The sequence below is a fragment of the Nocardia sp. NPDC060220 genome (genome assembly GCF_042727815.1).
Classification (GTDB): domain Bacteria; phylum Actinomycetota; class Actinomycetes; order Mycobacteriales; family Mycobacteriaceae; genus Nocardia.
The window spans coordinates 1-10,553 of the sequence record NZ_JBHWZY010000151.1 but is presented as its reverse complement, the minus strand read 5'-3'; the positions used below and the strand labels follow the sequence as shown (position 1 = coordinate 10,553).

13 protein-coding genes are annotated in these 10,553 nt (G+C 68.6%); 8 read left to right on the top strand and 5 right to left on the bottom strand.

What is annotated here, in order from left to right; genetic code table 11:
• Positions 1–39 precede the first annotated feature (39 nt).
• Positions 40–867: an SDR family NAD(P)-dependent oxidoreductase gene (locus ACFWF3_RS10565; protein ID WP_379313419.1), complete on the bottom strand. Its 828-nt coding sequence runs from the start codon at positions 865–867 to the stop codon at positions 40–42.
• 107 nt (positions 868–974) lie between these two features.
• Here ACFWF3_RS10565 and ACFWF3_RS10560 point away from each other — a divergent pair, with 107 nt between their 5' ends.
• Positions 975–1,547 carry a TetR family transcriptional regulator gene (locus ACFWF3_RS10560; RefSeq protein ID WP_378988942.1) on the top strand — a complete coding sequence of 191 codons (573 nt, stop codon included), beginning with the start codon at positions 975–977 and terminating at the stop codon, positions 1,545–1,547.
• 17 nt (positions 1,548–1,564) lie between these two features.
• Here the strand turns inward: ACFWF3_RS10560 and ACFWF3_RS10555 are convergent, their stop codons facing one another.
• Positions 1,565–2,215, bottom strand: coding sequence for a response regulator (locus tag ACFWF3_RS10555; RefSeq protein WP_379313418.1), 651 nt, complete (start codon positions 2,213–2,215; stop codon positions 1,565–1,567).
• The gene (locus ACFWF3_RS10550) at positions 2,212–3,375 is read right to left on the bottom strand and encodes a sensor histidine kinase (protein WP_379313417.1); all 1,164 of its coding nucleotides are present in this window, start codon (positions 3,373–3,375) and stop codon (positions 2,212–2,214) included. Before ACFWF3_RS10550 ends, ACFWF3_RS10555 begins: the two co-directional genes overlap by 4 nt.
• A 139-nt stretch (positions 3,376–3,514) precedes the next feature.
• Here ACFWF3_RS10550 and ACFWF3_RS10545 point away from each other — a divergent pair, with 139 nt between their 5' ends.
• Positions 3,515–4,132, top strand: coding sequence for a hypothetical protein (locus ACFWF3_RS10545; protein WP_379313415.1), 618 nt, complete (start codon positions 3,515–3,517; stop codon positions 4,130–4,132).
• 19 nt (positions 4,133–4,151) lie between these two features.
• Here ACFWF3_RS10545 and ACFWF3_RS10540 read toward each other — a convergent pair whose 3' ends face one another.
• The gene (locus ACFWF3_RS10540) at positions 4,152–4,949 is read right to left on the bottom strand and encodes a hypothetical protein (protein WP_379313414.1); all 798 of its coding nucleotides are present in this window, start codon (positions 4,947–4,949) and stop codon (positions 4,152–4,154) included.
• A gap of 126 nt (positions 4,950–5,075) precedes the next feature.
• Here ACFWF3_RS10540 and ACFWF3_RS10535 point away from each other — a divergent pair, with 126 nt between their 5' ends.
• The 3 genes from ACFWF3_RS10535 to ACFWF3_RS10525 all read left to right on the top strand — a co-directional run bounded on the left by ACFWF3_RS10535 (position 5,076) and on the right by ACFWF3_RS10525 (position 7,374).
• Positions 5,076–5,810, top strand: a complete 735-nt coding sequence (locus ACFWF3_RS10535; RefSeq protein ID WP_378988949.1) for a sulfite exporter TauE/SafE family protein — start codon at positions 5,076–5,078, stop codon at positions 5,808–5,810.
• Positions 5,714–6,700: an inositol monophosphatase family protein gene (locus tag ACFWF3_RS10530; protein WP_379313413.1), complete on the top strand. Its 987-nt coding sequence runs from the start codon at positions 5,714–5,716 to the stop codon at positions 6,698–6,700. Before ACFWF3_RS10535 ends, ACFWF3_RS10530 begins: the two co-directional genes overlap by 97 nt.
• 176 nt (positions 6,701–6,876) lie before the next feature.
• Positions 6,877–7,374, top strand: coding sequence for a hypothetical protein (locus tag ACFWF3_RS10525; protein WP_378988951.1), 498 nt, complete (start codon positions 6,877–6,879; stop codon positions 7,372–7,374).
• Positions 7,375–7,448: 74 nt separating this feature from the next.
• Here ACFWF3_RS10525 and ACFWF3_RS10520 read toward each other — a convergent pair whose 3' ends face one another.
• Positions 7,449–8,057: a hypothetical protein gene (locus ACFWF3_RS10520; protein WP_378988952.1), complete on the bottom strand. Its 609-nt coding sequence runs from the start codon at positions 8,055–8,057 to the stop codon at positions 7,449–7,451.
• A 79-nt stretch (positions 8,058–8,136) separates the two neighbouring features.
• Between ACFWF3_RS10520 and ACFWF3_RS10515 the strand changes: the two genes are divergently transcribed.
• The 3 genes from ACFWF3_RS10515 to ACFWF3_RS10505 all read left to right on the top strand — a co-directional run bounded on the left by ACFWF3_RS10515 (position 8,137) and on the right by ACFWF3_RS10505 (position 10,471).
• Positions 8,137–8,958 carry an acyl-CoA thioesterase gene (locus ACFWF3_RS10515; RefSeq protein ID WP_378988953.1) on the top strand — a complete coding sequence of 274 codons (822 nt, stop codon included), beginning with the start codon at positions 8,137–8,139 and terminating at the stop codon, positions 8,956–8,958.
• A gap of 44 nt (positions 8,959–9,002) precedes the next feature.
• Entirely contained in the window at positions 9,003–9,623 is a 621-nt protein-coding gene (gene pdxT / locus ACFWF3_RS10510) for a pyridoxal 5'-phosphate synthase glutaminase subunit PdxT (protein ID WP_378988954.1), read from the top strand.
• A gap of 92 nt (positions 9,624–9,715) precedes the next feature.
• On the top strand, positions 9,716–10,471 hold the full coding sequence (locus ACFWF3_RS10505; RefSeq protein WP_378988955.1) for a YebC/PmpR family DNA-binding transcriptional regulator: 756 nt from the start codon (positions 9,716–9,718) through the stop codon (positions 10,469–10,471).
• Positions 10,472–10,553 lie beyond the last annotated feature (82 nt).

Below are 10,553 nucleotides of genomic sequence, written 5' to 3'. Positions count from 1 at the left end.
ACGATCGCGACGCCCGCCGAGGCATTCTCGTGCGTCGACTCAGCGCTGGACGAGCTCGGTGGTCAGGGTGTCGAGGCGGATCGCGTTGTCCGGGTCGAAGTCCTTGCGTGTGAGGGGGAGCCGGGTCCGGCGCCGGAAGGCGGTCACCTGATCGGCGGGTGGCTCGTCGAGGAGCTGGGCGATCGGCGGGACCGCTTGATCGACCGATCGGCCGACAACGAATCCGGCGGCCTTGGCCAGTATCCGGTGGGGTGCGGGCAGCGGGTCGGCCATCGCGGTCCGCACCATCATCGGGTTGTAGAGCACGTAGCGGGTGCGGGTGTTCGGGTGGCGGTGCGGGAAGGCGACGCCGAGCAGGTCATTGGCGCGTGAGGCCTGCATGGCGGCGCGCATGCCGGTGTAGCCCTCGCGCAGGGTCAGGTCGTCCCAGTGGATGCGGCCGGGAAAGCCGCCGGGGCCACAGATGTTCATGATGACCGGGGTATCCGCGCGTTCCAGCGCATCGACGAGACCGTGTCCGAGAACGAATCGGCTCAGGTAGTGCAGCGCGAAGGTGAACTCGGTGCTGTCCTCGGTGACCTCGCGCCGTGGCCGGAAGCGCTGGGCGCCGAAGACGAGGCCGTCGACGGTGCCGGCCAGCGCGGTGACCCGGGCAAGGGTGTCCCGCATCCCCGTCAGGGTGCTCAGATCTGCCCGCAGGAACACCGCGCGCTCGCCCGCGCCGATCGCGGCGGCCGCCCGGCCGAACGCCTCGCCTTTCGTCGCGCCGCTGGCGATCGCGATCACCCGGTCGCCGCGTCGCAGAAAATGTAGGCCGAGCCCTTTGCCCATGCCGTCGGTGCCGCCGGTGATGACATATGTGCGCATCGAATCCCGTTCTCCTCGAATCACTCTGGACTGTGTCATCGGCCGATATGTCGAGGCTAGAAACGAACGCGCCACCAAGTCAACATCTGATGACTTACCATGACTTCATGGAACCGAAAGCCGAACCCCGTCGCCGCGACCGTGCGGCCACCCGCGCCGCGCTGCTCGACGCCGCACGAATCCGCTTCGCGGCGCAGGGTTTCGACGGCACCGGACTGCGCGAGATCGCCGCCGAGGTCGGGGTCGATCCCGCCTTGGTGTCGCGCTACTTCGGTTCCAAGAAGGCGCTCTACGCCGAGGCGATGCACCTGGAGATCCCCACCGGAGTGGCCGCCGATCCGCACCGCCCGGTCGTCAGCATCGCCGACGCCCTGCTCCACGATGTCGTGTACCAGGACTGGTCGCGCTACGGCGGCGAACACCCGCTCCTGGCCATGCTCCGATCGGCCGGTCACGACGATGTGCGCGATCAATTGCGCGCCCAACTCTGCGACGGCTACCTGCGTGAATTCGCCGACCGGCTCGACGGACCCGACGCGGAACTACGCGCGGAGCTGATCGGCGCCCTGCTGATCGGCCTCGGCGCGCTGCGCTCGGTGATCGGCACGCCCGCCGTGAGCGCGGCGCCGTTCGACCGAACCCGGGTGCTCGCCGCGCGCATGGTGAACGCCCTGACCTGAACCCGGGCGCGGGCGTTTCAGAGGAGGCCCTGCTCGTGTGCGTAGATGGCGGCTTGGGTGCGGTCACGCACGCCGAGACGGTTCAGGATGCTCGAGATGTGGTTCTTGACGGTGCCCTCGCTGAGATAGAGGGACCGGGCGATCTCGCGGTTGGCGGCGCCGGTGGCGAGCAGACGCAGGACCTCGGTTTCGCGACCGGTGAGCTCGACGGTGGGGCGGGGTGTGCGGGATCGGACCATGGCGGCCAGGCGCGCGGTGACGGCGGCGGAGTACTGGTCGACGCCCGCGTGCGCGAGGCGGATCGCCTGGGCGAGTTCGGCGGCGGGGAGGTCTTTGAGCAGGTATCCGGAGGCGCCCGCGCGCAGGGCCGCGACGATATAGCCGTCGTCGTCGAAGGTAGTGAGCATCAGCACCGTCGCCCGGCCGCGCACGAGAGCGGCTGCCTCGACGCCGTCCATTCCGGGCATCCGCACGTCCATCAGGACCACATCAGGTGTCAGCGCGCCAGTCGATTCGACTGCCTCGGCGCCACTTTCGGCCGTGCCGACTACGTCGATACCGGACTGCAACGCGAGCAGCGCGGCGATCCCTTCGCGGACGAGACGCTCATCGTCGGCGATCAGCACGCGGACCTTCGGCGCAGGAATACCGGCATCGTGTCCGATCATCGCGCCACCACCGGGATCCTGACGACCAGACGAGTTCCTGTGGTGCTGGAGGTGATTCGCACCTCGCCGTCGACCAGATCGAGCCGTTCACGCATTCCGGTGAGCCCCTGCCCCTCGACCGTGCCCGGCGCGAAACCTGTTCCGTTGTCGGCGATGTCGAGGACGCCGGTGGCCGGTGTCAGGTCGACCCGGACCGCCACCGCGGTGGCGCCGGAATGGCGGCGCGCGTTGGTGAGTGCTTCCTGCGCGGCGAGATACAGGGCGAGGCGGACAGGTTCGCCGACGGTGTCCTCGGTGCCGGTGAGGTCGAGGGACACGGCGAAGCCGGTGTCGTCGAGCCGGATCGCGAGCGCTCGCAACGCGGTGGCGAGGGTGAACTGTGTGTCGTCGGCGCGCAGGGTGCCGACCGCGCGCCGTACCTCGTCGAGCGCCAGGCGCGTGGAATGACGCCCCTCGGCGAGCGCCCGGTCGGAGATATCGGTGTCCAACGACCGGTAGGCGGCCGATTTCTCCAGTTGGATCGCGGTAACCACGAGATGGTGGCCGACGCTGTCATGGATATCGCGGGCCACCCGGGTTCGTTCGGCGACGGTGGCGAGGGAGACTGCCTGGTCGGCGTATTCCCGGAGCCGGGCGTGCGCGTCGGACAGTTCGGTGAGCAGTGTTTCCGCGCGCCGCCGCCCGGTTTCCTCGCGTTCGGCGATCACCGCGATCGCGAGGGCGAAAACGACGCCGATCGTGAACATCAGCAGATCCGAGAGCGCTTCGGGATTCGTTCGCAGCGCCGGTCGCCCGAGGACGATGATCCCGGCGAGGAGTAGACCACCACCGGCGAGTGCGTAGGCGACACGGTGTCCGACGGTGAAATAGGCAGTGAGCGGCAGCAAGACGAACAGGACCTTCGCATTGCCGCTGCTGTCGAGCACTGTGATCACCGTGTACAGGACGGCGCGGACGACCAGCCCGGCGATCGCGAGGGTCCTGGACCCAGTGAACCTCCCTGCGGCGATCTCGAGCCCTCCCGCGAGCAGGAGGGCCCCGGCGAACGCGCTGGACCGGGCAGGGTCGACAGGCCCGGTCGAGGCGACGGCGAGCCCGGCGACCAGCACGGAGACATAGAGGAAGCACGCCACCCAGGTCAGTGCGCGCGGTCGATGCATTCGCTGAGCGTATGGCCGGATTCGTCGCACGGCCACGGTCGCGGGGCAATTTTGGCCGAAGGTCATGGGTCGCCCGGCACTTACCGCCGTGACCACCGGATTCCTACCGTCGAACTCGACATCGAGAAGGGATTTCGACATGGACACACGAGCACTACTGCGACTGGGCGGCATCTCCGGCTTCGTCTGCGGCGGAGCGATCGCTGCGGCGGGCGCGATCGAACTGATCGCCGCGGGCAAGATACCGCTCACCCAGGTTCTCAACGGGGCGGCCGTCCCCTTCGGTATCGGACTGCTGGTGGCGTTGTACGCGCTGCTGCACCAGCGTCTCGGCCGCTTCGGCGCACTCGCCTTCGTCGTGCAATTCCTCGGCTTCGGCTATTTCGCGGGTATCGCCTTCGCCATGAACTTCGTGCTGGTGTATCTGGACAAGCCGGTGGTCGACGAATTGCTCACCAGCCCGGCCGAATTCGCTTTCCTCGCCACCGCGGTCCTCGCGCTGAGTGGAACGCTGCTGTTCGGCACAGCGCTGCTGCGTAGCGCGGCGGTCCCACGCGGCGCGGCCATCCTCTACACCGCGGGCCTGTCCGTGCTCTGCCTCACCTTCCTGCTCCCGGCGACGCTGGTGCGCGTCGGACACATCGCGACCGGATTCGGCATGGTGTGGCTGGCCTGGGCGGTGTGGTCGAGCGTGACGGTCACCCCGGCGGCTACCGCTCGCGCGTGGCAGCCGTCGACACCCGATCCGGCGCGATAGCGCTACCAGGGGCCGCGGCCTACGGCTGGCCTGCCGCGCCTTCGGTATCGGCGGTGAGGGCGTCGGCGAAGTTTTCGGCGTAGCCGAGGATGAGCTGGCGCTGGGTGGGCAGGAGAACGGCCAGCTCGTGCCAGGCGATGGCGGTGGGGGAGCCGTAGAGGTGGGTCAGGTCGGTGACCAGGGCAGCGGCTTGCTCGGGGGTGGGGGCGGTGGGGCGGGCGAAGGCGAGCAGGGAAGCGCCGATGGCGATGTGGCGGTAGCCGTGGGTGGCCATGCGGCGGATGACGGTGTGGTTGTCGTAGGTGCTCCAGTCGTCGGCGAAGTACCCGTTGGGGATACCGGCGATGGCGAGGTCGTCACGGTCCACCGGGACCCGCTGGATCAGCACGACGTCGTCGACCACACGGTCGGGGGAACGGTTGGCGGCGACGAGCGCGGCGAGTTCGTCCTCGGACGCGTTGCGGGTGTCGCGCAGCGCGTCCCACGGAACGCGGGCGGACGGGTTGTCCAGCAGCGCGGCGATGCGCGAGACCGTGGCGTTCTCGGCGTGGTGGGTGGCGGCGGGGTCGTCCGGGTCGTCGTGGACGACCCCGCCCTCGCCTTCGACGAGCCCGAGCGTGGCGTGCATGCTCGTGTAGGCGCACTGGCCGAGATCGTCGAGCGTGCAGAGGATCCTGGCATCGGGATGATCCATGCGGACCAGCTCTAACGCGTCGAGCAGCTGGGCGAAGGTGGTGACGTCGTCGAGGCGGGCAACGGTGTTGGAGTCCAGCCGGTTACGTCGAACGGGTGGTTCGCCCGGCTCGAAAGTCGTCATCTGCACTCCGACATCCTGGCACGGCCTTCGGCGCGTCGGAGTGATCCCGGCGCAGGTGGGCGATGTGGGCTCGGTATCGGTTGGCCCAGGAATTGCTGCCAACTGGGCATACCGTACAGTCGGTCCGTGACCGCGCTCGACTTCTCCTTGCTGGTCGTCGCGGGATTCTTCACCGGCTTGATCGGTTTCGTCACCGGGATGGCCTCGATCGTCTCCTATCCGGCGCTGCTGGCCGCCGGTCTGCCGCCCGTCGCGGCCAATGTCACCAACACGGTCGCCATGGTCGCCGTCGGTGTCGGGGCGACCGCGAATTCCGGGCGCGAACTCGTCGGCCGAGGGCCCACGCTGGTGCGCTGGGCAGTGCTGGCGGCCGTGGGCGGGCTGCTCGGCGCGCTCGCGCTGCTGGTCGCTCCGGACGGCGCGTTCGAGGTGGTCGTGCCGTTTCTGGTGGCGATGGCGTCGATCGCGCTGTTGGTGCAACCACTGGTGCGCCACCATATCGGCGAGCTCAGCGCGCCCTGGATCGTGCCGGTCGGCATCCTGCTCACCTCCGTGTACGGCGGGTACTTCGGCGCGGGCGCGGGCGTGATCTACCTGTCGATGATGATGCTGTGCACCGCCGAATCCATCTGGAGCGCGTCGATTCTCAAGAGCTTCCTGCTCGGCATCGCGAACCTCGTCGCCGCGGTCGGCTTCGCGGCCTTCGGACCGGTGCACTGGGGCGCGGCGCTGGCCCTCGGCGCGGGTGCGCTGGCAGGTGGCTGGTGTGGTCCGCCGGTGGTGAAAGTGATTCCGCCGAGTGTGTTGCGGGTGACCGTCGGTATCGGCGGACTCGGGCTCGCCGTGTACCTGGCCCGATAGGCGTACCTCCGCGTTGGCTCGGGCCGTGCGCGCTGCGTGTCCGGGCCGATCAGACCGCTGTTCGCCTGCCGGGCGGCGACACGGTCCGTAGCCTGGAGACGGTGCACCACTCAGATAGTGAAATCGCAATCCACGCAACAGAAGTCGCTTCGGCGGTGATCCGGTCGGCCTTCCACGGCCCGCTCACTCGCTACGCCAAACAGGGCGACGATTTCGCCACGCAGGCCGATATCGCGGCCGAGAAAGCCATCCTCGACGTCCTCGCGACCGAATGTCCGGGCGACCGGTTCGTCGCCGAGGAATCGGGCGTCACCGGCTCTGCCCGCAGCGATCGGACGTGGTTTGTCGATCCACTCTGTGGCACCAGGAATTTCGCCGTCGACACCGCGTTCGTGGCGGTCAACGTCGCGCTGCGCGACGGCGACGCCGTGACAGTGGCGGCGACCGCCGACCCGTTCGCCGACGAAGTGTTCTGGACGGCGGGGCAGGGCGCGTTCCTGCGCACCGAGGGCCGCGACGAGCCGTTGCGCCCGCACTCGGGAAGCCATCTCGTCGATGTCGACCTCGACCACCCGTTCCCCTGGTCGACGCCGGCGCGGCTCTTCGACGCCGAAGGCTTTGCGGGAGAGTTCCATCCGCGGGTCCTATCGACCTCGTTAGCCCTTGTCTGGGTGGCGGCCGGGCGTCGCGCCGCCTACATCACCGGCGGCGATCTCCGCGACAGCGTGCATTTCAGCAGCGCGATCGCGGTGTGTCAGGCGGCTGGCTGCGTGGTTACCGGTCTCGCCGGGCAACCGCTGCACACCGCGCCACACGGGCTCATCGCGGCAGCGGACGCGCCGACCCATGCGCGGCTGGTCGAGGCGGTGGTGGGTCTGCGCGCCGGGTGACGCTGGGGTGCATCACAATCGGGCGCATCTCACAGCCCCCGGTTGTCTGTGTCTCAGAGTTTCCTCAACATCACTGGGTAGCGTCCTCGCCGTGGCATCGAGGCCTGCGCTGTGTGGCGCCGGTCCTCCGCCGTCGCCCAGAGGGCGAGATTCCGACCCGACGTAAGGACGAGTGGATGAAGTTTCGTAGGACCGGACGAGTCGCGATAGCAGGATTGGCTGTGGTCGCCGCGCTCGGCCTGAGTGCGTGCAGTGACGACAAGGGCGACAAGCCCGCGCCCAAGACCACCACCAGTGCCAAGGCTCAGGGTTCGGCAACCGCGGACCTGCCGGCGGTGCCGACGGTCGAACAGCTCAACGCGCAGCTCACCACCGCACTGGATCCGGCGGTCCCCAACGACCAGAAGCTGGACTTCGTGCAGGGCATCGAGGCCGACCCCGAGCTGCCGAACCGCCTGGCACAGGCCGTCCAGGACAACAACGTCCAGGTCCAGGTCACCGAGGTGACCTCCTTCGGTGACAGCGTCAACGCCAAGGCCAACTTCACCGTCAACGGCCAGACCAATGTCGTCGACGTGCCGTTCGTGGCCGAAGCGGGCAAGTGGAAGGTCCAGAAGTCGTGGGCCTGCGGCATGCTGACCAACCTGGGTCAGACCTCGGTCGCCTGCGCCTGATCGTCGTCGCTCGAGCCCCGTTCGTCTGTCGGACGGGGCTTTCGCGTATCCGGGCTGTTTCGGCTCCCGTGCTGTCAGCGGCGAAGTGCCGCCCGGTCGGGGTGATCCCAGCGAACGGTCCAGGTCGCTTCCTCGGGATTGTCGGCAGTGTGATCGCGCACAGCGGGCAGCGTCCATCGCTGCTCGGCGGGGGTGCGCCGCAGCGCCGCCTGCTCACTCAGTTCCAGGCGGATCGCGAGATCGAAATCCAGACCGCGACCGAGCAGCATCGGCCCCGCGAGCACCAGCACCAGATCGGCCTGCGCGGCCCGAATCGCCGCCCGCGCCGACCTGTCCCGCTCCTCGTCCCACAGCGCGGGCAACCAGCGCCCTTCGGTGCGGAGCACGTCGAGGATCTCGCGGCGCATGGCCTCGTAGTCGAACCATGCTGTGCGATAAGACCATTCGTCATCGCGCCCGTATTCCATGCGGAGCGACGCGGGTCGCACGAAGTCGTGCACCGACACCACCGCCGCCGATCGCCCCCGGTCGGTGAGCGTGTCCACGATCCGGCGGCCCAGTTCCACCGGGGCGGCCGCGTCGGCGCCGTCGACCGCGAGCACCCGTCGCCCCGGCAGCTCGACGAGCCGGTCGGCGACGAGCCGGGCGAGGGCGGCGGGAGAGGTGGGAGTGAACGTCGGCACCGGACCATCTCAGCAAATTCCGGGCCGCTGTGCAGAGCCGGACATACCGCCCGGTCGGCAAGGCGATAATCTCGAGCGCATGGCGACAATCGAAGAGGCGCTCGCGATCGAGCGACTGGAGCGCGACATCTTCCGCGGTGCTTCCACGGAGTCTCAGCTACCGCGCACCTTCGGCGGTCAGGTGGCCGGGCAGGCGCTGGTCTCGGCGGTCCGTACCGTCGATCGCAGCTTCCAGGTGCATTCTCTGCACGGCTACTTCCTGCGACCGGGCAATCCGGAGGAACCCACCGTCTACCTGGTGGAACGCATCCGCGACGGCCGGTCGTTCTGCACGCGGCGGGTCACCGGCGTGCAGGACGGACAGGCGATATTCACGATGTCGGCCTCGTTCCATCACGGTGACGAAGGGCCCGAACACCAGGACGTGATGCCCTCGGTCGACGGTCCCGACGACCTGCCCGACGCCAGCGTGACCATGACCCCCGAGCGGCTGTGGGCCATGCGTGAATGGGAGCACTGGGACATCCGCACGGTCCCACAGGATCAGGTCGTCGCGCGAGACGGCGCGGTCTCCCCCCAGCAGGTGTGGTTTCGGTACCGGCACCCGCTGCCCGACGACCCGATGTTCCACGTCTGCACGCTGGCCTACATGAGCGATATGACGCTGCTCGGCTCGTCGAAGGTGATCCACCCCGACGAACCGACCCAGAACGCGTCGCTCGACCACGCCATGTGGTTCCTGCGCCCGTTCCGTGCCGACGAATGGCTGCTCTACGACCAGTCCTCACCCTCGGCCGGTTTCGGTCGCGCGCTGACCGGCGGCAAGATCTGGGACCGCGAGGGCAACCTGGTCGCCGCTGTCGTCCAGGAAGGACTGATCCGCACGCCGCGCCAGAAGTGAGCGTGAGCGGGCCCACATCGGGCGCGCTCGTAAGCTCAACGGCTGTGAACGCAACCTCGACCCCCACCCGGCCCACCATCGGTGTCCTCGCGCTCCAGGGTGACGTGCGTGAACACGTTGCCGCGCTGGAGCACTGCGGGGCCGATCCGGTGCTGGTGCGGCGCGAGGCGGAGCTGGCCGCGGTCGACGGGCTGGTGCTGCCCGGTGGCGAGTCGACCGCGATCTCCAAGCTGTTGCAGGCGTTCGACCTGCTGGAACCGTTGCGGGCGCGGCTGCGCGACGGGCTGCCCGCGTTCGGGTCGTGCGCGGGCATGATCCTGCTCGCCTCGGAGGTCCTCGACACCAGGGCCGACGCCCAGCACCTGTCCGGCATCGATATGACGGTGCGGCGCAACGCGTTCGGCCGGCAGGTCGATTCCTTCGAGACCGACCTGGACTTCACCGGCCTCGACACGCCCGTGCGCGCGGTGTTCATTCGCGCGCCGTGGGTGGAGCGGGTGGGCGACGGCGTCGAGGTGCTGGCGCGGGTGCCGCACGGCCCCGCCGAGGGCCGCATCGTCGCTGCCAGGCAGGGCAACGTGGTGGCGACCTCGTTCCATCCCGAGGTGACCGGCGATCTGCGGGTGCACGAACTGTTCGTCGACCTGGTTCGGGCTGCGCGATAAAGCCCGCGTCGGCGGGCGTGGTGGACGGTGAGTAGGCTGGATCGAGCTTGTCCGCCCGGGCAGACGCGCAACCGACTTGAAGGAAGTAGGGCATGAGCGGCCACTCCAAATGGGCCACCACCAAGCACAAGAAGGCGGGAATCGACGCCAAGCGCGGCAAACTCTTCGCCAAGCTGATCAAGAACATCGAGGTGGCGGCCCGCACTGGTGGTAGTGACCCTGCGGGCAATCCGACGCTGTTCGACGCCATCCAGAAGGCGAAGAAGACATCGGTCCCCAACGACAACATCGAGCGCGCCCGCAAGCGCGGTGGTGGTGAAGAGGCCGGCGGCGCCGACTGGCAGACGATCATGTACGAGGGCTACGGGCCCAACGGTGTGGCCGTGCTGATCGAGTGCCTCACCGACAACCGCAACCGCGCCGCGGGCGAGGTCCGGCTGGCGATGACCCGCAACGGCGGCAACATGGCCGACCCGGGTTCGGTGTCGTACCTGTTCGCCCGCAAGGGCGTGGTGACGCTCGAGAAGAACGGCCTGTCCGAGGACGACGTCCTCGAGACGGTGCTCGACGCGGGCGCCGAAGACGTCAACGACCACGGCGACGTCTTCGAGATCATCTCCGAGCCCGGCGATCTGATCGCGGTGCGCTCGGCCCTGCAGGCCGCGAACATCGACTACGACTCCGCCGAGTCCGGTTTCCAGGCGTCGGTGTCGGTCGCGGTCGACGCCGACGGTGCACGCAAGGTGTTCAAGCTGGTCGACGCGCTCGAAGACAGCGACGATGTGCAGAACGTGTACACCAACGTCGACATCTCCGACGAGGTCGCCGCGGAACTCGACGACGAGTAGATCGTTTTCCGTCGAACCCGCCCCGGTCGTGAATTCGGCCGGGGCGGTTCACGTTTCGGCTAGGACGCGCGCTTCTGGTAGT

What these genes read in the sequence shown, in the direction of transcription:
- ACFWF3_RS10525 (WP_378988951.1), top strand. Translation starts at nt 6,877, where the DNA reads ATGAAGTTTCGTAGGACCGGACGAGTCGCGATAGCAGGATTGGCTGTG.
- ACFWF3_RS10540 (WP_379313414.1), bottom strand. Translation starts at nt 4,949, where the DNA reads ATGACGACTTTCGAGCCGGGCGAACCACCCGTTCGACGTAACCGGCTG.
- ACFWF3_RS10545 (WP_379313415.1), top strand. Translation starts at nt 3,515, where the DNA reads ATGGACACACGAGCACTACTGCGACTGGGCGGCATCTCCGGCTTCGTC.
- ACFWF3_RS10550 (WP_379313417.1), bottom strand. Translation starts at nt 3,375, where the DNA reads ATGCATCGACCGCGCGCACTGACCTGGGTGGCGTGCTTCCTCTATGTC.
- ACFWF3_RS10505 (WP_378988955.1), top strand. Translation starts at nt 9,716, where the DNA reads ATGAGCGGCCACTCCAAATGGGCCACCACCAAGCACAAGAAGGCGGGA.
- ACFWF3_RS10560 (WP_378988942.1), top strand. Translation starts at nt 975, where the DNA reads ATGGAACCGAAAGCCGAACCCCGTCGCCGCGACCGTGCGGCCACCCGC.
- ACFWF3_RS10515 (WP_378988953.1), top strand. Translation starts at nt 8,137, where the DNA reads ATGGCGACAATCGAAGAGGCGCTCGCGATCGAGCGACTGGAGCGCGAC.
- ACFWF3_RS10565 (WP_379313419.1), bottom strand. Translation starts at nt 867, where the DNA reads ATGCGCACATATGTCATCACCGGCGGCACCGACGGCATGGGCAAAGGG.
- ACFWF3_RS10555 (WP_379313418.1), bottom strand. Translation starts at nt 2,215, where the DNA reads ATGATCGGACACGATGCCGGTATTCCTGCGCCGAAGGTCCGCGTGCTG.